Origin of the sequence: Pseudomonas sp. 22082 (assembly GCF_052046055.1) — a bacterium.
Classification (GTDB): domain Bacteria; phylum Pseudomonadota; class Gammaproteobacteria; order Pseudomonadales; family Pseudomonadaceae; genus Aquipseudomonas; species Aquipseudomonas pharyngis.
The window spans coordinates 221,371-243,237 of the sequence record NZ_JBQEQB010000008.1 but is presented as its reverse complement, the minus strand read 5'-3'; the positions used below and the strand labels follow the sequence as shown (position 1 = coordinate 243,237).

The following is a 21,867-nucleotide window of genomic DNA, read 5'->3' as shown; positions in this document are numbered from 1 at the left end:
CCCCCCCCCCCCCCCCCCCCCCCCCCCCCCCCCCCCCCCCCCCCCCCCCCCCCCGCTCCCGCATTGGTTATTTGATGTTTTGATTTTTGTGTTTTTACCGAACCCGCAGGCGTTATGACTTTAATTCTTGGTATCGACCCCGGCTCGCGTATCACCGGTTACGGGATTGTTCGCGATACCGGACGCGGCGGCTGCATCTACGTGGCATCGGGCTGCATTCGTACCGGCGCTGGCGAGTTGCATGAACGTCTGCAGATCGTTTATCGCGGCGTGCGCGAAATCATCCAGACCTACGGTCCGGTCACCATGGGCATCGAAAAGGTGTTCATGGCGAAAAACGCCGATTCGGCGCTGAAGCTCGGGCAGGCCCGGGGGGCCGCTATCGTTGCCGGCGCCGAAGAATGCCTGGAAATCGCCGAGTACACGGCCACCCAGGTCAAGCAGGCCGTGGTCGGCACGGGTGCCGCTAATAAAGAGCAGGTGCAGATGATGGTCATGCACATGCTCAAGCTGACCAGCAAACCGCAAATCGATGCATCGGATGCCCTGGCGATTGCCATTTGTCACGCTCACACGCGCTCCAGTCTGTTGCCGCACGGCTTGGGAACGGCACGCAGTCGTGGCGGGCGCCTGCGTCTCTGATAGCATCAGCAGTCATTTTTACGGAATGTGGATTTCGTGCCTGGGTTGTCGGCCGTGAATCCATGCTCTGTCGGTCGCCAGCCCACGGCTGGCCAACGCTCAAGGATCTGAAACGTGATTGGACGCTTGCGCGGCACTCTGGCTGAGAAACAGCCGCCGCACCTGATTCTGGATGTAAACGGCCTCGGGTATGAGCTGGAAGTGCCCATGACCACCCTTTATCGTCTGCCGTCGGTCGGTGAACCGCTGACCTTGCACACCCATTTGGTCGTACGCGAAGACGCGCAGTTACTCTATGGTTTTGCCGGCAAGCGTGAGCGAGACTTTTTTCGCGAGTTGATCCGTCTCAATGGTGTTGGACCGAAACTGGCCCTGGCCTTGATGTCGAGTCTGGAAGTCGACGAACTGATCCGCTGCGTGCAATCACAGGACACTTCGGCGCTGACCAAGGTGCCGGGCGTGGGCAAGAAAACCGCCGAGCGTCTGCTGGTCGAACTGAAGGATCGCTTCAAGGCCTGGGAAACCTCGCCGGCCATGTTCGCCCTGGTGCCGAACCAGCCGGACGGCCCGGCGCCGGTCAACACCGCCGAGAACGATGCGGTCAGCGCGCTGATTTCCCTGGGCTACAAGCCGCAGGAAGCGAGCAAGGCGATTTCCGCGATCAAAGAGAAAGGCCTGAGCAGCGAAGACATGATTCGACGCGCCCTGAAGGGAATGATTTAAGTGATTGAAGCTGATCGTCTGATCGCGGCCACGCACAGTCCGCGTGAGCGCGAAGAAGTCCAGGATCGGGCGATACGTCCCGTCAGCCTGGCCGAATACATCGGCCAGCCGACCGTTCGCGAGCAGATGGAACTGTTTATCCAGGCCGCCCGTGGCCGTAGCGAATCCCTCGACCACACCCTGATCTTCGGTCCGCCGGGGCTGGGTAAAACCACGCTGGCCAACATCATTGCCCAGGAGATGGGCGTGTCGATCAAGAGCACTTCCGGTCCGGTGCTGGAGCGTCCGGGGGATCTGGCGGCGCTGTTGACCAATCTTGAGCCGCACGACGTGCTGTTCATCGATGAAATCCATCGTCTGTCGCCGATCGTCGAAGAAGTACTGTACCCGGCGATGGAAGATTTCCAGCTCGACATCATGATCGGTGAAGGGCCGGCGGCGCGTTCGATCAAACTCGATCTGCCACCGTTCACCCTGGTCGGTGCAACCACGCGGGCGGGCATGCTGACCAACCCGTTGCGTGACCGTTTCGGTATCGTCCAGCGCCTCGAGTTCTACAGCACCGCTGACCTGGCGACGATTGTCAGCCGTTCGGCGAATATCCTCGGTTTGCCGCTGGATCCGGAAGGATCTTTCGAGATTGCCCGCCGCGCCCGTGGCACGCCGCGGATCGCCAACCGTCTGCTGCGCCGGGTGCGGGATTTCGCCGAAGTCCGGGCCAAGGGCCACATCACCAAGTCCGTCGCGGATCTGGCGCTGAACCTGCTGGACGTCGACGAGCATGGTTTCGATCATCAGGACCGGCGTCTGCTGTTGACCATGATCGAGAAGTTTGACGGCGGTCCGGTGGGCATCGACAGTCTGGCGGCGGCGATCAGCGAAGAGCGCCACACCATCGAAGACGTGCTCGAGCCGTACCTGATTCAGCAGGGCTACATCATGCGTACGCCGCGGGGCAGGGTGGTGACCCGCCACGCGTACCTGCATTTTGGTTTAAACATTCCGACACGAATGGGCGAAATGCCCGTGGTAGACGAGTTTCTCGATGCCGTGGACGATTGATACACATTTATTGTCGATTTATTCAGCGTTTGTACTGTCACAGGACGGTACTTTTGCGATAAAGCCTTCCAACAATGAAAAACAGTTGCCTGGCTGGATTGGCAACCCGAGGAGTAAGCACTAGAGTATGCGCGCGCAAAACGGGCTTGAGCCGTTCGCACATCGTTGTCGCGTTTATTACGAGGACACCGATGCGGGCGGCATCGTGTATTACGTTAATTACCTCAAGTTTATGGAACGGGCTCGAACCGAACGGCTCCGGGAGCTGGGCTTTGCTCAGTCGGCGCTGGCCGGGGAGGACCTGTTGTTCGTCGTGCATTCCAGCGAAGCGCGTTATCACGCGCCGGCGCGACTGGACGACGAGCTTCTGGTAAGCGCTGATGTAATCGAATTGAACCGTGCCAGCCTGCGCTTTCGACAGCAGGTCAGGCGGGCAACGGATAATGTGCTGCTCTGCGAAGGGCAGTTTCTGGTGGCCTGTGTGCGCACTAACAGTTTGAAACCCCGGGCCCTTCCCGAAGACCTGCGTGCGGCCTTTGCCGACGCGGTCGGCACGGGTACACACTCAAAGCAGGAGATAAAGCGTGGAAGCTAACGTCGTCGACCATTCCTCCATGTGGAGCCTGGTCAGCAATGCCAGCATCGTGGTGCAGTTGGTAATGTTGACTCTGGTGGCCGCATCGGTGACCTCATGGATCATGATCTTTCAGCGCAGCAATCTGATACGCGCCGGTCGACGTGCCCTCGAGAGCTTCGAGGAGCGCTTCTGGTCGGGTATCGACCTGTCCAAACTCTACCGTCAGGCCGGCAGCAACCCGGATCCGGATTCGGGTGTCGAGCAGATCTTCCGTGCCGGCTTCAAGGAGTTCTCCCGTCTGCGTCAGCAGCCAGGCGTCGATCCTGAAGCGGTGATGGAAGGTGTGGCCCGTGCCATGCGCGTCGCCATCTCCCGCGAAGAAGAAAAGCTCGAGCAGAGCCTGCCGTTCCTCGCCACCGTCGGTTCCGTCAGCCCGTACATCGGTCTGTTCGGTACCGTCTGGGGGATCATGAACTCCTTCCGTGGTCTGGCCAGCGCCCAACAGGCAACCCTGGCCACCGTGGCACCGGGCATCGCCGAAGCCCTGATCGCCACCGCGATCGGTCTGTTCGCCGCGATCCCGGCCGTTATCGCTTACAACCGTTTCTCTGCCCGCAGCGAAACCTTGCTGAGCCGCTACTACACCTTCGCCGATGAATTCCAGGCGATCCTGCACCGCAAAGTGCACACCAGCGAAGAATAAGCAGGTATTTCCCGATGGCTTTAATCACTCGAGCCCGACACAAGCGCAAGCCGGTCGCCGAGATGAACGTAGTGCCTTACATCGACGTGATGCTGGTGCTGCTGGTCATCTTCATGGTGACTGCGCCGATGCTCAATCAGGGCGTGAAAGTGGATCTGCCCAAGGTTTCCAGCGAAGCCTTGCCGCAGGACAACAACACCCAGGTGCTGACCATTTCGATCAAGTCGGACAAGACCTACTACTGGAACCTTGGCAGCGAAGTCGACACCGAGAAGCAGCAGGACCGGGCCATGACCCTGCCACAGATGACCGACGCGGTGACCAAGATCATTCGCGCCGGCACTGAAGGCGGCAAGCGTACCCAGGTCTTCATCCGTGGCGACAAGTCCGTCGATTATGGCTCCGTCATGGGCGCCATGGGCGGGTTGCAGAAAGCCGGGGTCGGTAACGTTGGCTTGATCACCGAGGCGCCCTGATGCAGCAACAGCGAGAGCCGTCCGCCTCGGAAAGCTACTTCTGGCCTAGTGTCTGGGCGATTGGCTTGCACGTGCTGGTGTTCGGCATGCTGTTTGTCAGTTTCGCCCTGACCCCGGAGCTGCCGCCAGCCAAGCCGATTGTTCAGGCGACCCTGTACCAGCTGAAATCGAAAAGTCAGGCAACGACCCAGACCAATCAGAAGATTGCGGGTGAGGCGAAGAAATCCGCCGCGCGCCAGACCGAAGTCGAGCAGATGGAGCAGAAAAAGGTCGAGCAGGAAGCGGTGAAGGCTGCGGAACAAAAGAAAGAAGAAGCGGCTCAAAAGGCCGAGGAAGCCAAGAAGGCCGATGAGGCGAAGAAAGCGGACGAGGCGAAGAAGGCTGATGAAGCCAAGAAAGCCGACGACGCCAAGAAAGCCGCCGAAGCCAAGAAGGCAGAAGAGAAACAATTGGCTGATATAGCCAAGAAGAAAGCCGAAGAAGAAGCCAAAAAGGCTGCTGAAGAAGAGGCCAAGAAAGCCGCCGCTGAAGAAGCCAAGAAGAAGATCGTCGAAGACGCGAAAAAGAAAGCCGCCGAAGACGCCAAGAAGAAAGCTGAAGCTGAAGAGGCGAAGAAGAAAGTCGCCGAAGACGCGAAGAAGAAAGCTGCTGCCGATGCTGCGAAGAAGAAAGCGCAGGAAGCGGCACGTAAATCCGCCGAAGACAAAAAGGCTCAGGCCCTGGCAGATTTGCTTTCCGACACGCCGCAGCGCCAGCAGGCCTTGGCCGATGAGCAGGGCGACGAAGTTGCGGGCAGTTTCGATGACCTGATTCGTGCGCGGGCAGCAGAAGGCTGGGCGCGTCCACCTTCAGCACGCAAAGGCATGACGGTTGTGCTGCAGATCGGCATGTTGCCGGACGGTACGGTGACCTCGGTCAGCGTGGCCAAGTCCAGTGGCGACGGTCCGTTCGATGCGTCAGCAGTGGCAGCGGTCAAGAATATTGGACGTTTGACGGAAATGCAGGGAATGAAGCCGAGCGATTTCGCTCCGTATCGTTCATTCAAGATGACATTCACACCTGAGGATCTAGCCTTGTGAGAAACCTTCTTCGAGGAATGCTGGTCGTGATCTGCTGCATGGCAGGGATCGCGATGGCGGATGAAAAGAACATTCTGGTCACCAGCGGCAGCGATCGGGCGACTCCGATCGCCGTCGTACCGTTCGGTTTCCAGGGCGGTGCCGTCCTGCCGGATGACATGGCTGAAATCATTGGTAACGATTTGCGCAACTCGGGCTATTACTCGCCGATTCCAAAGCAAAACATGATCAGCCAGCCAAGCCAGCCGAGCGAAATCATCTTCCGTGACTGGAAGGCGGTGGGCGCGCAATACATGATGGTCGGCAGCATCGTGCCGGCCGGTGGCCGTCTGCAGGTGCAGTGGGCTTTGTTCAACGTCGCCACCGAACAGAAAGTGGCTGACGGCAGTGTGTCCGGTACCACCGAACAGCTGCGCGACATGGCGCACTACATCTCCGATCAGTCGTTCGAAAAACTGACCGGTATCAAAGGTGCATTCTCGACTCGCCTGCTGTACGTCACGGCCGAGCGTTTCTCCGAGAAGAACACCCGTTACACCCTGCAGCGTTCGGACTATGACGGCGCCCGTGCCGTGACCCTGCTGCAATCGCGTGAGCCGATCCTGTCGCCGCGTTTTGCACCGGACGGCAAGCGCATCGCCTATGTGTCGTTCGAGCAGAAGCGTCCGCGCATCTTCATGCAGAACATCGACACCGGTCGCCGCGAGCAGATCACCAACTTCGAAGGTCTGAATGGCGCGCCAGCCTGGTCGCCGGATGGCAATCGCCTGGCGTTCGTGCTGTCGAAAGACGGTAACCCGGACATCTACGTGATGAACCTAGGTTCGCGTCAGATCACCCGCGTAACCGCAGGCCCTGGCATCAATACCGAACCGTACTGGGGCAAGGATGGTTCGACCATCTACTTCACCTCCGACCGTGGCGGCAAACCGCAGATCTACAAGACCAGTGCTGGCGGTGGCGGTGCCGAGCGTGTGACGTTCGTGGGCAACTACAACGCCAACCCCAAGCTTTCGGCGGATGAAAAGACCCTGGTGATGATCCATCGTCAGGACGGTTTCACCAATTTCAAAGTGGCGGCTCAGGATTTGCAGCGCGGAAGTGTAAAAATCCTCACTGATAGCACTCTGGACGAGTCGCCTACTGTTGCGCCCAACGGCACCATGGTAATCTACGCCACCCGCCAGCAGGGCCGGGGAGTCTTGATGCTCGTGTCCATTAATGGACGCGTGAGGCTCCCGCTTCCTACCGCTCAAGGCGAAGTCAGAGAACCGTCCTGGTCCCCTTACCTGAACTGACGCGGCGCTTTACGTTTTACTTAACACACTGGGGTTCATTAGGAGTTTCACGATGGAAATGCTGAAGTTTGGTAAATTTGCTGCGCTGGCTCTGGCCATGGCTGTAGCTGTAGGTTGCTCGTCCAAAGGCGGCGACAACGCCGGTGAAGGCGCTGTTGATCCAAACGCTGGTTACGGCGCAAACACTGGTGCAGTTGACGGTTCCCTGAGCGAAGAAGCTGCTCTGCGCGCAATCACCACCTTCTACTTCGAATACGACAGCTCGGACCTGAAGCCAGAAGCCATGCGCGCTCTGGACGTTCACGCCAAAGACCTGAAAGCAAACGGCGCTCGCGTTGTTCTGGAAGGCAACACCGACGAACGTGGTACTCGTGAGTACAACATGGCACTGGGCGAGCGTCGTGCGAAAGCCGTTCAGCGCTACCTGGTACTGCAAGGTGTTTCCCCAGCTCAGCTGGAACTGGTTTCCTACGGCGAAGAGCGTCCAGTTGCTACCGGCAACGACGAGCAGTCCTGGGCTCAAAACCGTCGCGTCGAACTGCGTAAGTAATTCGATATGCGAACGTGCCGTCGTGCTGTAACTGTTCTGGCTCTCAGCCTCGCGCCGCTTGCGGCGTGGGCTGCGGTTCCTGTGGTCGATGACAACTCCGGTTATAACAATAGCGGGAGCAGTTATCCGCCTGCAGGTTACGGTACGAACGGCGCCTATGCCGGGGGAGCGGCTTCGGCCCCTGCCTCGGCACAAGGCATGCTGTTCAACCAACTGCAACAAATGCAGGATCAGATATCTCGCCAGCAAGGCGTGATCGAAGAACTGCAGAATCAGGTTGCGCGCATGAAGCAGGAATCCCTGGAGCGATACCAGGATCTTGATCGGCGCATAGGATCCGGCGTTGCACCAGCCGCGACTCCCGAGAATTCTTCTGCCGGTGGCGATGCAAGTGCTGCTGCCGGTGCCGCCGCTGGAGCCGGGGCCGCTGCGGCCGCCCAGGCACCTGCCGCGGGTGGCGAACCGGCTGATCCGGCCAAGGAAAAGCTGTATTACGATGCAGCTTTCGACCTGATCAAAGCCAAGGATTTCGACAAGGCCAGCCAGGCGTTTGCCGCTTTCCTGCGTAAATACCCGAACAGCCAATACGCGGGCAACGCCCAGTACTGGCTGGGTGAAGTGAACCTGGCCAAAGGCGATCTGCAAGGTGCAGGTCAGGCTTTCGCCAAGGTTTCGCAGTTGTATCCCAAGCACGCCAAAGTGCCGGATTCGCTGTACAAGCTGGCTGACGTAGAGCGCCGCCTCGGTCATACCGACAAGGTCAAAGGCATTCTGCAGCAGGTGGTGGCCCAGTATCCGGGCACGTCCGCCGCGCAGTTGGCCCAGCGCGATCTGCAACGCATGTAACAGCTTTGACCCGTTTGGAAGAAACCCGCGCTTGTCGCGGGTTTTTTCGTTAGAATTCACGCCCTTTTATGAAACACGCTTCTGGTGATCTACGCGTTGGCGGGGTTGCCTGAAGTGCCTGACGGAGGCGGACAGCCTGTTTAGCTGTTACGCCCGTGGCGACTATGCAAGACACATTGAGAATCACCGAAGTTTTCTACTCATTGCAGGGGGAAACGCGGACTGCCGGGCTGCCCACTGTTTTTGTGCGCCTGACCGGTTGCCCATTGCGTTGCCAATACTGCGACAGCGCCTACGCGTTCAGCGGTGGCACGATCCGTACCCTCGACGACATCCTCGAGCAAGTGGCCGGCTTTCGCCCGCGCTACGTCTGTGTCACGGGCGGTGAGCCGCTGGCACAGCCCAATGCCATCCCTTTGCTTAAACAGTTGTGCGATGCCGGCTACGAAGTCTCGCTGGAAACCAGCGGCGCCCTCGACATCTCGGCGGTCGATCCGCGGGTCAGTCGGGTTGTCGATCTGAAAACGCCAGACTCCAAAGAAGCCCATCGCAACCGTTACGAGAACATCGAACTGCTGACGCCCAACGATCAGGTGAAGTTTGTCATCTGCTCGCGTGAGGACTATGACTGGGCGGTATCGAAGCTGATTCAGTACGGTCTTGAGAGACGTGCAGGTGAAGTGCTGTTTTCCCCAAGCCACCATGACCTGAACGCTCGGGATCTGGCGGACTGGGTGGTGGCGGATAACCTGCCAGTGCGCCTGCAACTGCAGCTGCATAAATATCTATGGAATGATGAGCCGGGGCGCTGAGATGACTGAACAACTGAACACTAGCCAAAAACGTGCGGTAATCCTGCTGTCGGGTGGTCTGGACTCGGCCACGGTCGTGGCCATGGCCCGCGCTGAAGGTTACGCCTGCTACACCATGAGTTTCGATTATGGTCAGCGTTCCCACGCCGAGCTGCATGCTGCTGCTCGCGTTGCCCGCGACCTGGGCGTTGTCGAGCACAAGGTGATCGGCCTGAACCTGAACGGCATGGGTGGTTCGGCCCTGACCGACACTAGCATCGATATCCCGGAAGAGCTGGGCGAAGGCATTCCGGTGACTTATGTGCCGGCGCGCAACACGGTTTTCCTGTCGCTGGCCTTGGGCTGGGCTGAAGTGCTCGGCGCCCGCGACATCTTTATCGGCGTCAACGCAGTGGACTATTCCGGTTACCCGGATTGCCGTCCCGAGTTCATCGAGTCGTTCGAGCGCATGGCCAATCTGGCGACCAAGGCCGGGGTGGAAGGCAATGGTTTCCGCATCCAGGCACCGCTGCAGAACCTGAGCAAGGCGCAGATCGTCCAGGCGGGGGTGAAGCTTGGCGTTGATTATGGGCTGACCGTTTCCTGCTATCAGGCCGACGATGACGGCCGTGCTTGCGGCAAATGCGACAGCTGCCGACTGCGTGCAGAAGGCTTCGCGGCAGCCGGAATCAGCGACCCGACACCTTATTTTTGATTTTTTTAAATTAGGTGTTGAATAGTCCTTAAAAATCAGTATTATACGCGCCACCACACAGCGGGTCGTTAGCTCAGTTGGTAGAGCAGTTGGCTTTTAACCAATTGGTCGTAGGTTCGAATCCCACACGACCCACCATATTTGGCGGTTTAGAAAATCCGGAAGGCCCACGAAAGTGAGGATTTCCGGGTTTTTTTTTGCCTGCGATTCGGGCATCCCTCTCTTCGTTTCCTCCCGCCGTGACGCAGGTCAGAATCATCTTTTGTATCAACGGGATATTCTGTAGCCTTGCGCAGCTTCATTGCTGTCCGTGCCTGATAATACTCACTTTCCCGGCGGTACCCTCAAGCGGTCCGGAGCCGGGTGTATACTCGACTTTCGCGCGAATGCGCCTGCAGGTCTTGCGAACATGACGCAGATTTCCGAACGCCTTCTGGTACAAGCCCACCTCGACGCCAAGCAGCCAAAGCCGCTGACAGCCGAGGAAGAGGCTTATTACCGTTCTGCCATCGCCGCCGAGCTCAAGGCTCAGGACGCGGTGCTGGTTGCCCACTTTTATTGCGATCCGATCATCCAGGCCCTCGCCGAAGAAACCGGCGGATGTGTTTCCGATTCCCTGGAAATGGCGCGCTTCGGCAATGCCCATCCGGCCAAGACCGTGGTGGTTGCCGGCGTGAAATTCATGGGCGAGACCGCGAAGATTCTCAACCCTGAAAAACGTGTGTTGATGCCGACCCTGGAAGCGACCTGCTCGCTGGATCTGGGTTGCCCGGTAGACGAGTTCTCGGCGTTCTGCGATCAGCATCCGGAACGCACCGTGGTGGTGTATGCCAACACTTCTGCTGCCGTCAAAGCCCGGGCCGACTGGGTGGTGACCTCCAGCTGCGCACTGGAAATCGTCGAAAGCCTGATGGATAACGGCGAAACCATTATCTGGGGCCCGGACAAGCACCTGGGCACCTACATCCAGCGTAAGACCGGCGCCGACATGTTGCTCTGGGATGGTGCATGCATCGTCCATGAGGAGTTCAAGTCCAAGCAGCTGGAAGACATGAAAGCGCTGTACCCGGACGCCGCCATTCTGGTGCATCCGGAGTCGCCGACCTCGGTGATCGAGTTGGCGGACGCCGTCGGTTCTACCAGTCAGCTGATTGCCGCCGCTCAATCGCTGCCGAACAAGACCCTGATCGTGGCCACTGATCGCGGCATCTTTTACAAGATGCAGCAGCTGTGCCCGGACAAAGTTTTCATCGAGGCGCCAACCGCCGGTAACGGCGCGGCGTGCCGTAGTTGCGCACATTGCCCGTGGATGGCCATGAATACCCTTGAGCGCACGCTGAAGTGCCTGAAGGACGGCTCGAACGAGATCTTTGTCGACCCGGCTCTCATTCCTCAGGCGATCCGCCCGCTCAAGCGCATGCTCGATTTCACTCAGGCCGCGCGGATGAAGCTGGCCGGCAACGCCTGACCTTGCGACGCAAACAAAAACGCCCCGATTGGATCGGGGCGTTTTTGCATCTGGAGGATTATTTGGTTTTCTTCGGAATTCGCACGAGCTGCGTGTCGGAGTAGATGTCATGCCAGGCGCGCTTCTGCTTATCGAGCAGCGACCAGAAGAACCCCAGGCCCAGGCACAGCCACGACGCCATCGACACCATGAACCGCAGCAACGCCTGCCACAGGCTGATCGCAGTGCCATCGGCGTTCTGCACGCGAATGCCCCACACTTGCATGCCCAGGGTCTGCCCGGCGTGGGTCCAGAATTTAGCGAAAAACCCAAACAACACCAGTAGCAGTACGGTTGAGTACAGCGGATCGCCATCCAGCTGCCCGGCGTCGGTCATGACGCGCAGGCGCTCTTCGCCGATGATTGCCGCCTGGATCAGCTTGTAAACAAAACCGGTCACGATCAGTAGAGCGGTGCACAGCAAAAAGTCATAGAACATCGCTGCCAGACGACGACCCAGGCCGACGGCGGGGAAATCGCCCTGGGGGGTGAGCAGGTGTTTCGACATGGCAGCCTCTGGACGGAAAGTGAAGCGCCATTTTACGGATTTGCGCCCACAAAAAAGCCCCTGATATCAATATCAGGGGCTTTTTCGTAACAGAAGATCAGCCTTCGGCTTGTACTTCGTCAGCCTGCATGCCTTTCTGGCCTTGCACTGCAACGAAGGTCACTTTCTGGCCTTCTTTCAGGCTCTTGAAGCCGTTGCCCTGAATGGCGCGGAAATGCACGAACAGATCCGGACCGCTTTCTGGAGTGATAAAACCAAAACCTTTCTCGTCGTTAAACCACTTGACGGTACCGCTCTGACGTGTGGACATTTCTTATTTCCTTTGACGCAAAAATTGATGACAGTCTCCTTCTCATGAAAGAGTACTGGGGCTGGTTGCAGGAGAGTAAGAAGACGTCGAACGGGATGTAGCTAACTTGTAGGCTACTGCCCAGGTCACGATTCCAAGCTGACCCATGCAAACACAGTGGACAAACTCTACGCCAACTACGGGAGAAAAAACAAGCCCCGCGAAGGCCCCGGTTTTCCTGCGCTTGCTGGCACTTAGTCGATTCACTAGTACGGCTTATACGATTAGCTTGTTCAATTGTTTTCGAACGTTATAAGCCAAGTTCAAATTCGAATCGTATGTAAGTCGAGTGCACTGTTTTATGGCGATTGCGTTACACATTAGTGCACGCATAACGCAATCGCGTTACTTATAGAAACAGTCGATCAACCACGATAGTAGCGTTGTGGAACAAATGGCATTTTGCTTACAAGCAATGGCACCTTTTTCCCACGAACAATTGCCCAAACGGGCGTATCGAGTGCGACGTAGGCGCTGTCCAGGTAACCCATGGCCAACGGGCCGCCCAGGGTCGGGCCGAACCCGCCGCTGCACACGCTGCCGATGATCTCGCCCGCTTCGTTGACGATCTCTGCACCTTCACGGACCGGCGTACGCTCTTGCGGCAGCAGGCCGACGCGTTTGCGCTGAACGCCGTTCTGCTGCTGAGCGAAGACCTGTTCTGCACCCGGGAAACCACCGGTACGCGCACCGTCGGCACGCCGAGGTTTGGAGATTGCCCACAGCAGGCTGGCTTCGATCGGCGTGGTCTCGGTGTTCATGTCGTGGCCGTACAGGCACAGGCCGGCTTCCAGGCGCAGCGAGTCACGGGCGCCAAGGCCGATGGCGGCGACTTCCGGTTCGGCCAGCAGGGCGCGGGCGAGTTTTTCCGCGTCGGCTGCCGGAACCGAGATTTCGAAACCGTCTTCACCGGTGTAGCCCGAACGGCTGACAAAGCAGTCAACGCCCAGCAGCTTCACGCGGGTGAATTGCATGAAAGTCATTTTCGCCACTTCCGGCGCCAGGCGTGCCAGCACGGTCACGGCAGCCGGGCCTTGCAGGGCGAGCAGGGCGCGTTCTTCGAACAGTTGTTCAATCTTGCATTGATCGCCGATGTGTTTTTGCAGATGGGCCAGGTCCTGGTCCTTGCATGCGGCGTTGACCACCAGGAACAGCTCGTCATTGCCGAGGTTGGCGACCATCAGGTCATCGAGGATACCGCCGGTTTCGTTGGTGAACATCGCGTAGCGCTGCATGCCCACCGGCAGGTCGATGATGTCCACCGGCACCAGGGTTTCCAGGGCTTTGGCGGCATTGGCGCCGGTCAGGCGGATCTGGCCCATGTGCGAGACATCGAACAGCCCGGCCTGCTCACGGGTGTGCTGGTGTTCCTTCATCACGCCCAGCGGGTATTGCACCGGCATGTCGTAGCCGGCGAACGGCACCATGCGGGCGCCGAGTTCGAGGTGCAGAGCGTGCAGCGGGGTTTTCGACAGTTGTTCGGTGGACATGCGTGACTCCTTGATTCACACCAACCCTCTCCCGGAGGGAGAGGGGGCCAGTTTTGTGTTCTCTCCTAAAGGGAGAGCGAGTTTATGGCGCGATCAGCACTCGATAATGTTGACCGCCAGACCGCCACGGGCGGTCTCCTTGTATTTGCTTTTCATGTCGGCGCCGGTCTGGCGCATGGTGCGGATGACCTTGTCGAGGGAGACGAAGTGCTGCCCGTCTCCGCGCATGGCCATGCGCACGGCGTTGATCGCCTTGACCGAGCCCATGGCGTTGCGCTCGATGCACGGCACCTGCACCAGCCCGCCGATCGGATCGCAGGTCAGGCCGAGGTTGTGTTCCATGCCGATTTCAGCGGCGTTTTCCACTTGCTGCACGCTGCCGCCGAGGACTTCGCACAGCGCGCCGGCCGCCATCGAGCAGGCCACGCCGACTTCGCCCTGACAGCCGACTTCTGCGCCGGAAATCGAGGCATTTTCTTTGTACAGAATGCCGATGGCCGCCGCGGTCAGCAGAAAACGCACCACGCCGTCATCGTTCGCGCCGGGAATAAAGCGCATGTAGTAATGCAGCACCGCAGGAATGATCCCCGCTGCGCCATTGGTCGGTGCCGTGACTACGCGCCCGCCGTTGGCGTTTTCTTCGTTGACGGCGAGGGCGTAGAGATTGACCCAGTCCAGCACCGACAGCGGATCGCGCAGCGACGACTCCGGGTTCTTGCACAGTTGCCGGTGCAGCGCCGCCGCCCGCCGCTTGACCTTCAGACCACCTGGCAGGATGCCTTCGTTGCGACAGCCGGCGGCCACGCAGTCCTGCATCACTTGCCAGATTTTCAGCAGACCGGCGCGGGTTTCCGCTTCCGGGCGCCAGGCGCTTTCGTTGGTCAGCATCACCTGGCTGATCGGCAGACCATAGGTGGCGCAGTGACCGAGCAAGTCCTTGGCACTCTTGAACGGGAAGGTCAGCGGGGTGGCGTCTTCGACGATACGGTCGGCGCCAGCCGCATCTTCGTCGACCACGAAACCACCGCCGACCGAGTAGTACTCGCGGCTGCGGATCTGCAATCCCGCCGCATCGAAGGCACGGAAGATCATGCCGTTGGGGTGATAGGCCAACGGTTTGCGGATCATTGCCAGGTGTTCTTTCTCGTTGAACGCAATGCTGTGTTCACCGAGCAGGTTCAAACGCCCGTTGCCACGAATCTCCGAGAGACGGGCGGCGACGGTTTCGGTATCCACGGTGTCCGGGTGTTCACCTTCCAGGCCCAGCAGCACGGCCTTGTCGCTGCCGTGGCCCTTGCCGGTGGCGCCGAGGGATCCGTACAACTCGACCCTGACGCTGGTGGTGGCCGACAACAGGTTTTCCCGGCGCAGGCCTTCGACGAAGCGCGCAGCTGCGCGCATCGGGCCGACGGTGTGGGAGCTGGAGGGGCCGATGCCAATCTTGAACAGGTCGAACACGCTTAACGACATGAGTTGTTCTCCGGTTTCTTGTTATAGGAATTGGCGGAATATCAGGCTTGATGCATTTCCTTGTGGGAGCGGGNCAGTCGCCATTAATGTTGCCTGACACACCGCATTCGCGAGCAAGCCCGCTCCCACAGGGGGATCTGTGGTGATGCTGAAATCGGGGCAGGTAAACCTGCCCCCCTATTCGTTTAAGCGTAGCTTTCGATCGACGGGCAGGCGCAGACCAGGTTGCGGTCGCCGAACACGTTGTCGACGCGACCGACCGGCGGCCAGTACTTGCCTTCGATCAACGACGCCACCGGGTACACCGCTTGTTCGCGGCTGTACGGGTGAGTCCACTCGCCAACCAGTTCCGCTGCGGTGTGCGGAGCGTTCTTCAGTGGGTTGTCGTCCTTGTCCAGCGTGCCGTTTTCCACCGCGCGGATTTCTTCGCGGATGCGGATCATGGCGTCGCAGAAGCGGTCCAGTTCTTCCTTGGATTCGCTTTCGGTCGGCTCGATCATCAGCGTGCCGGCCACCGGGAACGACATGGTCGGGGCGTGGAAGCCGAAGTCGATCAGACGCTTGGCGACGTCATCGACGCTGATGCCGCTGCTGTCTTTCAGCGGGCGCAGATCCAGGATGCACTCGTGCGCCACCAGACCGTTGCTGCCGGTGTACAGCACTGGGTAGTGCTCTTCCAGGCGACGGGAAATGTAGTTGGCATTGAGGATTGCCAGCTGCGAAGCGCGCTTCAGACCGGCGCCACCCATCATGCGAATGTACATCCAGGTGATCGGCAGAATGCTCGCGCTGCCGAACGGTGCTGCGCAGACCGCGCCTTCCTTGCGTTCCATGTGGCCATGGCCCGGCAGGAACGGAGTCAGGTGCGATTTCACGCCGATCGGGCCGACGCCCGGACCACCACCGCCGTGCGGGATGCAGAAAGTCTTGTGCAGGTTCAGGTGCGAGACGTCGCCGCCGAACTTGCCCGGTGCACAGAGGCCGACCATCGCGTTCATGTTGGCGCCGTCGATGTACACCTGGCCGCCGTTGTCATGAATGATGCCGCAGATTTCGCGGATGCCTTCTTCGAACACGCCGTGGGTCGACGGGTAAGTGATCATCAGCGCCGCGAGGTGTTCGCGGTGCTCGATGGCCTTGGCGCGCAGGTCTTCGATGTCCACGTTGCCACGGGCGTCGCACGCGGTCACGACCACACGCATGCCGGCCATGTTGGCGGTCGCCGGGTTGGTGCCGTGGGCGGACGACGGGATCAGGCAGATGTCGCGACGGTCTTCGCCACGGCTCTGGTGATAGGCGCGAATCGCCAGCAGACCTGCGTACTCACCCTGGGAACCAGCATTCGGTTGCAGCGAGATCGAGTCGTAACCGGTGGCGGCGCAGAGCATCGCTTCCAGTTCGTCGGTCAGTTGCTGGTAACCAACGCTTTGCTCGGCCGGGGCGAACGGGTGCAGGGCGCCGAATTCGGCCCAGGTCACCGGGATCATTTCGCTGGCGGCGTTGAGTTTCATGGTGCACGAGCCCAGCGGAATCATGGTGCGATCCAGTGCCAGGTCCTTGTCCGCCAGTTTGCGCAGGTAGCGCATCAGCTCGGTTTCCGAGTGATAGCGGTTGAACACCGGGTGGCTGAGGATCGGCGACTGACGCACCAGTGCGGCTGGAATGGTGCTTTGCGCGGCAGCGGCGAGAGCAGCGAAATCCGGCAGGGTCTTGCCGTCGGCGAACAGGCCCCACAGGGTTTCGATGTCGGCCTGGGTGGTGGTTTCGTCGACCGACAGGCCCAGACGCTGGGCATCGATCACACGCAGGTTGATCTGTTGAGCGCGAGCCTTGTCATGCAGCGCGGCGGTTTGTGCGCCGGTGGCCAGGGTCAGGGTGTCGAAGAAGCTGGTTTGCTCGACGGTCACGCCCAGTGCGCTCAGGCCCTTGGCCAGAATCGCGGTCAGGTGATGCACACGGTTGGCGATCTGGGTCAGGCCTTTCGGGCCGTGGTAGACGGCGTACATGCTGGCGATGTTGGCCAGCAGCACTTGTGCGGTGCAGATGTTCGACGTGGCTTTCTCGCGGCGGATGTGTTGCTCGCGGGTCTGCATCGCCAGACGCAGGGCCGGTTTGCCGAAGCGGTCAACCGAGACACCGACCAGACGGCCGGGCATGTCGCGCTTGAACGCATCTTTGGTGGAGAAGTAAGCCGCGTGTGGGCCACCGAAGCCCAGCGGCACACCGAAGCGTTGCGCGCTGCCGATGGCCACGTCGGCGCCGAATTCGCCCGGCGGGGTCAGCAGTGTCAGGGCCAGCAGGTCAGCGGCTACGGCCACCAGGGCGTTGGCAGCGTGGAAGCGTTCGGTCAGTTCGCGGTAGTCGAACACATCACCGTTGCTGGCCGGGTATTGCAGCAGTGCGCCGAAGAACGGCGTCACGTCGGTCAGCTCACGCTCATCGCCCACGACCACGTCGATGCCCAGTGGCTCGGCACGGGTGCGCAGCACGTCGAGGGTTTGCGGGTGGCTGTGGATCGAGGCGAAGAACTGGTGGCTGCCCTTGTTCTTGCTCAGGCGTTTGCAGAAGGTCATGGCTTCGGCAGCGGCGGTGGCTTCGTCGAGCAGGGAGGCGTTGGCGATCGGCAGGCCGGTAAGGTCGCTGATCAGGGTCTGGAAATTCAGCAGCGCTTCGAGACGGCCCTGAGAGATTTCCGGCTGGTACGGGGTGTAGGCGGTGTACCAGGCGGGGTTTTCCAGCAGGTTGCGCAGGATCGGCGATGGCGTGTGGCAGTTGTAGTAACCCTGGCCGATGTAGGTCTTGAACAGTTGGTTCTTGCCGGCGATGCCTTTGATCATTGCCAGAGCATCGGCTTCGCTCAGGCCGTCGTCGAGGCCGAGCACGCTGGTGCCCTTGATGCTTTCCGGGATGACGCTGGCGCTCAGGGCTTCGAGCGAGTCGAAGCCGAGGCTGTTGAGCATGGCTTGCTCGTCACCGGCGCGCGGGCCGATGTGACGGGCGATGAATTCGTTGGCGGTGCCGAGATTTACTTGGGTCATGTCAGGTTCCTCAGGCTTCGGCTTGGGCTTTGATCAGACGGTCGTAGGCGTCCTGATCCAGCAGCTTGGCGACGGCCGAAGCGTCGGCCGGCTTGAAGCGGAAGAACCAGCCTTCGCCCAGCGGATCTTCGTTGACCAGCTCAGGGCTGTCTTCCAGGGCCGGGTTGGTGGCCAGGACTTCACCGTCCAGCGGCATGTAAACGCCGCTGGCGGCTTTTACCGATTCCACGGTGGCGGCTTCGGCGCCTTTGTCGTACGCCTGCAATTCAGGCAGTTGCACGAACACCACGTCGCCCAGGGCGTTCTGCGCGAAAGCGGTGATGCCAACGGTGACAGAACCATCGGCTTCGGCGCGCAGCCATTCGTGATCTTCAGTAAAACGCAACTCGCTCATGGAATCTCCTAGGGGCCAGACTCGTCTGGTGGACGCGGTGGAATACTCGGGCGGCAATGCCCTGATTTTATGAACGGTTGCTTAGCAAGAACGCGGCCAACGTAAAAATATCGTTATAAATCAATTAGTTGATATTTATTTGCTAGGCTTTGAGGGGAGGGTGTGTAGCGAAATCGCTACAGCTTGGGGCGAAGAAAAAAGCTGAAGCGGATCAAAGCCTTGCACAGCGGTGATCGGAGGAGTGTGTATCGATATCGTTCCGGTGTAGCGCTTTCAGTACAGATGGAGGTCGCTTTTGAACGGATTTTTAATTCACCACATGACCCCCTGTGGGAGCGGGCTTGCTCGCGAAGGCGTTAGATCAGTCGACATCAATGTTGANCTCCCAACATTTTTGACCGAGTCCGGTTCAGGGTTTGTTGGGGATGCCGTACTTGCGCAGCCGATGCGCGATTGCGGTGTGCGAGGTCTGCAGGCGGCTGGCCAGTTGGCGGGTCGAGGGGTAGCTGACGTAGAGCTTTTCCAGCAGCGATTTCTCGAAGGCTTCAACGGCTTCTTCGAGGCTGTCGACGTCGGTGTCGGTCTGGCGCGCCACCGAGGTACCGGCGATGTCGAGGTCGCCGATGTCCACCAGGCTGCTTTCGCAGATCGCGGCGGCGCGGAAGATCACGTTCTGCAATTGCCGCACGTTGCCCGGCCAACGGTTGCCGAGCAGCGCCGGGTAAGTGCCCGGAGCGAGGCGGCAGACCGGGCGCTGGATCTGCGCGCAGGCCTGCTGCATGAAATAGCGCGCCAGCAACAGAATGTCCTGACCGCGTTCACGTAGCGGCGGTACTTCGACGTTGAGCACGTTGAGGCGGTAGAACAGGTCTTCGCGGAACAGGCCTTCGCTGACCATTTTCTCCAGGTCGCGGTGGGTCGCGCTGAGAATCCGCACGTTGACCTTTACCTCACGATCGCCGCCGACCCGACGGAAGCTGCCGTCGTTGAGAAAGCGCAGCAGCTTGGCCTGCAAGTACGGCGACATCTCGCCGATTTCGTCGAGGAACACTGTGCCCTGGTTGGCCAGTTCCATCAGTCCCGGTTTGCCGCCGCGTTGCGCGCCGGTAAAGGCGCCGGGGGCGTAGCCGAACAGTTCGCTCTCGGCGAGGTTCTCCGGCAGGGCCGCGCAGTTCAGTGCGAGGAAGGGCGCGTTGTGTCGGGCGCTGATGGCGTGACAGGCGCGGGCCACCAGTTCCTTGCCGGTGCCGGTTTCACCCTGGATCAACAGCGGCGCATCGAGGGCCGCTACCCGTTGGGCGCGGGCCTTGAGGGTGCGGATTGGCGGCGATTCACCGAGCAGCGCATCGAAACCTTCGGCATGGTCGTGATGCAGCGCCGACAGTTGTTCGCCGATGCGGTTGGGTTGATACAGCGTGAGCAGGGCGCCGGCGTCGGTGATCGGCGTGGCGTCGAGCAACAGGGTCTGGCCATTGACGGTGATTTCCCGCAGCGGCAGGCGGAAGCCTTGTTCGAGCAGGGTTTCGAGCAGACCCGGATCGTTGAACAGTTCCGAAACGCTTTCGCCCGCCGGCTCGCGACCGTACAGGGCGATCAGCGCCGGGTTGGCCAGCAGCACCTTGCCGGCGCTGTCCAGCGCCAGCACCGGGTCGGTCATCGCCGCGAGCAACGCGTCGAGCTGCAAGTGCCGACGTTGGCCGGGCAGGATGTCGACCACGGTCACTGCTTCTACACCACGCACGCGAAACAGCGCATCTTTGAGTTCTTCGAGCACTTGCGGGCTCAGGGTCGGGGCGTCGATGTAGACGTTGGGCGGGATCATCTCCACCGCATCCAGATTGAGATTGCGCCCGCCGAGGATAGCCAGGACTTCCTGGGTGATGCCGACGCGGTCGATGAAGCTGACGTGGATACGCATGGGGCGGTTCTGGGTTCTGGAGTGCGGAGGGGGGCAAGTATGCCTTGATGGGGGACTGGGGTGAAATCTTGAGATCGGCGTCGTACTTGAAATCCACCCCTCACCCCAGCCCTCTCCCCAGAGGGGCGAGGGGGAAAGGGAGCAGATTGGGGGCTTTTCAAAACTTGAGTTCGGCTCGCTAATTCAGGTCGGTGTACCTTGAGCGAGCAACTCGGTCAGTCCCCTCTCCCTCCGGGAGAGGGTTAGGGTGAGGGGGCTTTTGGGGTTACTCGAAATGCTCGGGATTGACCGGATCCCCGGACTGCATATTCAGCTGCTTGCGGATGTCCTCAAACATCAGGTCGTAATGCTTGTGCACCGAGCCGATCTGGCTGTGGCTCTTGGGAATGCCGTACTTTTCGGCAATCTGCGTCACGTTGCGAGCGAAGTTGTAGGCTTCCTCCTTGGGCAGAAAGAACGGTTCGTTGACCTCTTTGCCCTGCATGCTGCCATGCAGGGTGAACTGTATCCCTTTGCCTTTCTGAGGGTCGGTGAACACTTCATAGTCGAGGTGCACGTTGTAATTGACGTCGTCGTCAGTCAACGCGTGCCGCTCGATATGCAAATGACCGGGTTCGAACTGGGCCATGGGTTTCTCCTTTCAAGGCATGGGAGAAGGGCAGACCTGAGGTCTGCCCCCGGAGTTTCTTTTTATCGGTAGGTGATGCCCGGCGCTGCCGTGCTGACCCGCGTACCGGCGGTGCCCTGGACGATGGCTTCGATGTCCGAGAGCGAACCGATCACCGCGACCTTGCCAGTATGGCGCGCGAATTCACAGGCTGCCTGCACCTTCGGCCCCATGGAGCCGGCGGCGAAGCCCAGGCGTTCGAGTTCGTCCGGGTGGGCCTGGGCGATGGCTTTCTCGGTGGGTTTCTTGAAGTCGATATACGCGGCGTTGACGTCCGTGGCGATCACCAGCAAATCCGCCTCCAGCTGTTCGGCCAGCAGTGCCGAGCACAGATCCTTGTCGATCACCGCTTCAATGCCTTTGAGATTGCGCTTCTCGTCGTACATGGTCGGAATCCCGCCACCGCCGGCGCAGATCACGATGCTGCCCTTGTCCAGCAGCCACTTGATCGGGCGGATTTCGAAGATGCGTTTGGGCCGTGGGCTGGCCACCACGCGGCGGAACTTGTCGCCGTCCGGGGCGATGGCCCAGCCTTTTTCAGCGGCGAGTTTTTCTGCTTCGGCCTTCTCGTAGACCGGGCCGATCGGTTTGGTCGGGTTCTTGAAGGCCGGGTCGTTGGCGTCGACTTCGACCTGGGTGAGCAGGGTCGCGAACGGGACTTCGAAGTCCAGCAGGTTGCCCAGTTCCTGTTCGATGATGTAGCCGATCATGCCTTCGGTTTCGGCACCGAGCACGTCCAGCGGGTAAGGGGTGACGGAGGTGTAGGCCGCTGCCTGCAACGACAGCAGGCCGACTTGCGGACCATTGCCGTGGGCGATGACCAGTTGATTGCCGGGATGGATCTTGGCGATTTGCTCGGTAGCGATGCGGATGTTGGCGCGCTGGTTGTCAGCGGTCATCGGCTCACCACGGCGGAGCAGGGCGTTACCGCCCAGAGCTACGACGATACGCATGGTGCATGTCCTTCTTGTACAGAGGAATGGCAAACGACTCGTGTCCATGTTGAAACCAGGATCCCTTGTGGGAGCGGGCTTGCTCGCGAAGGCGTCAGATCAGTAGACATC

At 60.0% G+C, this 21,867-nt stretch carries 22 protein-coding genes and 1 tRNA gene; 14 read left to right on the top strand and 9 right to left on the bottom strand.

Going from position 1 to position 21,867, the window contains the following annotated elements:
• Positions 1-114: 114 nt before the first annotated feature.
• From ruvC to nadA, 14 genes are all read left to right on the top strand, one after another.
• A complete protein-coding gene (gene ruvC, locus ACTJK9_RS12435) occupies positions 115-642 on the top strand; it encodes a crossover junction endodeoxyribonuclease RuvC (RefSeq protein ID WP_007962095.1) in 528 nt (175 codons plus the stop codon).
• Between the two features lie 114 nt (positions 643-756).
• On the top strand, positions 757-1,365 hold the full coding sequence (ruvA, locus tag ACTJK9_RS12430) for a Holliday junction branch migration protein RuvA (protein WP_007951205.1): 609 nt from the start codon (positions 757-759) through the stop codon (positions 1,363-1,365).
• The gene (gene ruvB / locus ACTJK9_RS12425) at positions 1,366-2,427 is read left to right on the top strand and encodes a Holliday junction branch migration DNA helicase RuvB (RefSeq protein WP_011335643.1); all 1,062 of its coding nucleotides are present in this window, start codon (positions 1,366-1,368) and stop codon (positions 2,425-2,427) included.
• Positions 2,428-2,554: 127 nt separating this feature from the next.
• Positions 2,555-3,022 (top strand): tol-pal system-associated acyl-CoA thioesterase, encoded by a 468-nt coding sequence (gene ybgC, locus ACTJK9_RS12420; protein WP_007951203.1) that lies wholly within the window; start codon positions 2,555-2,557, stop codon positions 3,020-3,022.
• Complete coding sequence (gene tolQ, locus ACTJK9_RS12415) at positions 3,012-3,707, top strand: protein TolQ (RefSeq protein WP_039766018.1); 696 nt, start codon at positions 3,012-3,014, stop codon at positions 3,705-3,707. The genes ybgC and tolQ overlap by 11 nt, the downstream gene beginning before the upstream one ends.
• Before the next feature lie 23 nt (positions 3,708-3,730).
• Complete coding sequence (gene tolR / locus ACTJK9_RS12410) at positions 3,731-4,183, top strand: protein TolR (RefSeq protein WP_162130475.1); 453 nt, start codon at positions 3,731-3,733, stop codon at positions 4,181-4,183.
• Entirely contained in the window at positions 4,183-5,262 is a 1,080-nt protein-coding gene (gene tolA / locus ACTJK9_RS12405; RefSeq protein WP_064383749.1) for a cell envelope integrity protein TolA, read from the top strand. The genes tolR and tolA overlap by 1 nt, the downstream gene beginning before the upstream one ends.
• A gap of 17 nt (positions 5,263-5,279) precedes the next feature.
• Positions 5,280-6,560 carry a Tol-Pal system beta propeller repeat protein TolB gene (gene tolB, locus ACTJK9_RS12400; RefSeq protein WP_166742344.1) on the top strand — a complete coding sequence of 427 codons (1,281 nt, stop codon included), beginning with the start codon at positions 5,280-5,282 and terminating at the stop codon, positions 6,558-6,560.
• Between the two features lie 52 nt (positions 6,561-6,612).
• The gene (gene pal / locus ACTJK9_RS12395; protein WP_003178634.1) at positions 6,613-7,110 is read left to right on the top strand and encodes a peptidoglycan-associated lipoprotein Pal; all 498 of its coding nucleotides are present in this window, start codon (positions 6,613-6,615) and stop codon (positions 7,108-7,110) included.
• 6 nt (positions 7,111-7,116) lie between these two features.
• A complete protein-coding gene (gene ybgF, locus ACTJK9_RS12390) occupies positions 7,117-7,956 on the top strand; it encodes a tol-pal system protein YbgF (protein ID WP_085610807.1) in 840 nt (279 codons plus the stop codon).
• A 164-nt stretch (positions 7,957-8,120) separates the two neighbouring features.
• The gene (gene queE / locus ACTJK9_RS12385; RefSeq protein WP_007951198.1) at positions 8,121-8,768 is read left to right on the top strand and encodes a 7-carboxy-7-deazaguanine synthase QueE; all 648 of its coding nucleotides are present in this window, start codon (positions 8,121-8,123) and stop codon (positions 8,766-8,768) included.
• A gap of 1 nt (position 8,769) precedes the next feature.
• Positions 8,770-9,462: a 7-cyano-7-deazaguanine synthase QueC gene (gene queC, locus ACTJK9_RS12380; protein WP_007951197.1), complete on the top strand. Its 693-nt coding sequence runs from the start codon at positions 8,770-8,772 to the stop codon at positions 9,460-9,462.
• Positions 9,463-9,524: 62 nt separating this feature from the next.
• Positions 9,525-9,600: transfer RNA gene (locus ACTJK9_RS12375), tRNA-Lys, on the top strand.
• A 271-nt stretch (positions 9,601-9,871) separates the two neighbouring features.
• Positions 9,872-10,930 (top strand): quinolinate synthase NadA, encoded by a 1,059-nt coding sequence (gene nadA, locus ACTJK9_RS12370; RefSeq protein ID WP_440814085.1) that lies wholly within the window; start codon positions 9,872-9,874, stop codon positions 10,928-10,930.
• A 58-nt stretch (positions 10,931-10,988) separates the two neighbouring features.
• Here the strand turns inward: nadA and ACTJK9_RS12365 are convergent, their stop codons facing one another.
• From ACTJK9_RS12365 to arcC, 9 genes are all read right to left on the bottom strand, one after another.
• Positions 10,989-11,477: an RDD family protein gene (locus ACTJK9_RS12365; protein WP_085610805.1), complete on the bottom strand. Its 489-nt coding sequence runs from the start codon at positions 11,475-11,477 to the stop codon at positions 10,989-10,991.
• Between the two features lie 97 nt (positions 11,478-11,574).
• Positions 11,575-11,787, bottom strand: a complete 213-nt coding sequence (locus ACTJK9_RS12360; RefSeq protein ID WP_003237709.1) for a cold-shock protein — start codon at positions 11,785-11,787, stop codon at positions 11,575-11,577.
• A gap of 404 nt (positions 11,788-12,191) precedes the next feature.
• Positions 12,192-13,316, bottom strand: a complete 1,125-nt coding sequence (gene gcvT / locus ACTJK9_RS12355; protein WP_440814081.1) for a glycine cleavage system aminomethyltransferase GcvT — start codon at positions 13,314-13,316, stop codon at positions 12,192-12,194.
• Between the two features lie 93 nt (positions 13,317-13,409).
• Positions 13,410-14,786: an L-serine ammonia-lyase gene (locus ACTJK9_RS12350; protein WP_085610803.1), complete on the bottom strand. Its 1,377-nt coding sequence runs from the start codon at positions 14,784-14,786 to the stop codon at positions 13,410-13,412.
• A 185-nt stretch (positions 14,787-14,971) separates the two neighbouring features.
• Positions 14,972-17,824, bottom strand: coding sequence for an aminomethyl-transferring glycine dehydrogenase (gene gcvP, locus ACTJK9_RS12345; RefSeq protein ID WP_440814078.1), 2,853 nt, complete (start codon positions 17,822-17,824; stop codon positions 14,972-14,974).
• A 10-nt stretch (positions 17,825-17,834) separates the two neighbouring features.
• Positions 17,835-18,218, bottom strand: a complete 384-nt coding sequence (gene gcvH / locus ACTJK9_RS12340) for a glycine cleavage system protein GcvH (protein WP_074688335.1) — start codon at positions 18,216-18,218, stop codon at positions 17,835-17,837.
• A 409-nt stretch (positions 18,219-18,627) separates the two neighbouring features.
• Positions 18,628-20,136 carry a sigma-54-dependent transcriptional regulator gene (locus ACTJK9_RS12335; RefSeq protein ID WP_064598978.1) on the bottom strand — a complete coding sequence of 503 codons (1,509 nt, stop codon included), beginning with the start codon at positions 20,134-20,136 and terminating at the stop codon, positions 18,628-18,630.
• A gap of 265 nt (positions 20,137-20,401) precedes the next feature.
• Complete coding sequence (locus ACTJK9_RS12330) at positions 20,402-20,764, bottom strand: DUF5064 family protein (protein WP_039766036.1); 363 nt, start codon at positions 20,762-20,764, stop codon at positions 20,402-20,404.
• A 62-nt stretch (positions 20,765-20,826) separates the two neighbouring features.
• Entirely contained in the window at positions 20,827-21,756 is a 930-nt protein-coding gene (gene arcC, locus ACTJK9_RS12325) for a carbamate kinase (RefSeq protein ID WP_085610801.1), read from the bottom strand.
• Positions 21,757-21,867: the final 111 nt, after the last annotated feature.

What these genes read in the sequence shown, in the direction of transcription:
- tolA (WP_064383749.1), top strand. Translation starts at nt 4,183, where the DNA reads ATGCAGCAACAGCGAGAGCCGTCCGCCTCGGAAAGCTACTTCTGGCCT.
- ybgF (WP_085610807.1), top strand. Translation starts at nt 7,117, where the DNA reads ATGCGAACGTGCCGTCGTGCTGTAACTGTTCTGGCTCTCAGCCTCGCG.
- gcvP (WP_440814078.1), bottom strand. Translation starts at nt 17,824, where the DNA reads ATGACCCAAGTAAATCTCGGCACCGCCAACGAATTCATCGCCCGTCAC.
- ACTJK9_RS12350 (WP_085610803.1), bottom strand. Translation starts at nt 14,786, where the DNA reads ATGTCGTTAAGCGTGTTCGACCTGTTCAAGATTGGCATCGGCCCCTCC.
- pal (WP_003178634.1), top strand. Translation starts at nt 6,613, where the DNA reads ATGGAAATGCTGAAGTTTGGTAAATTTGCTGCGCTGGCTCTGGCCATG.
- queE (WP_007951198.1), top strand. Translation starts at nt 8,121, where the DNA reads ATGCAAGACACATTGAGAATCACCGAAGTTTTCTACTCATTGCAGGGG.
- ACTJK9_RS12330 (WP_039766036.1), bottom strand. Translation starts at nt 20,764, where the DNA reads ATGGCCCAGTTCGAACCCGGTCATTTGCATATCGAGCGGCACGCGTTG.
- arcC (WP_085610801.1), bottom strand. Translation starts at nt 21,756, where the DNA reads ATGCGTATCGTCGTAGCTCTGGGCGGTAACGCCCTGCTCCGCCGTGGT.
- queC (WP_007951197.1), top strand. Translation starts at nt 8,770, where the DNA reads ATGACTGAACAACTGAACACTAGCCAAAAACGTGCGGTAATCCTGCTG.
- gcvT (WP_440814081.1), bottom strand. Translation starts at nt 13,316, where the DNA reads ATGTCCACCGAACAACTGTCGAAAACCCCGCTGCACGCTCTGCACCTC.
- tolB (WP_166742344.1), top strand. Translation starts at nt 5,280, where the DNA reads ATGCTGGTCGTGATCTGCTGCATGGCAGGGATCGCGATGGCGGATGAA.
- nadA (WP_440814085.1), top strand. Translation starts at nt 9,872, where the DNA reads ATGACGCAGATTTCCGAACGCCTTCTGGTACAAGCCCACCTCGACGCC.
- ybgC (WP_007951203.1), top strand. Translation starts at nt 2,555, where the DNA reads ATGCGCGCGCAAAACGGGCTTGAGCCGTTCGCACATCGTTGTCGCGTT.
- ACTJK9_RS12360 (WP_003237709.1), bottom strand. Translation starts at nt 11,787, where the DNA reads ATGTCCACACGTCAGAGCGGTACCGTCAAGTGGTTTAACGACGAGAAA.
- gcvH (WP_074688335.1), bottom strand. Translation starts at nt 18,218, where the DNA reads ATGAGCGAGTTGCGTTTTACTGAAGATCACGAATGGCTGCGCGCCGAA.
- ruvC (WP_007962095.1), top strand. Translation starts at nt 115, where the DNA reads ATGACTTTAATTCTTGGTATCGACCCCGGCTCGCGTATCACCGGTTAC.
- ACTJK9_RS12365 (WP_085610805.1), bottom strand. Translation starts at nt 11,477, where the DNA reads ATGTCGAAACACCTGCTCACCCCCCAGGGCGATTTCCCCGCCGTCGGC.
- ACTJK9_RS12335 (WP_064598978.1), bottom strand. Translation starts at nt 20,136, where the DNA reads ATGCGTATCCACGTCAGCTTCATCGACCGCGTCGGCATCACCCAGGAA.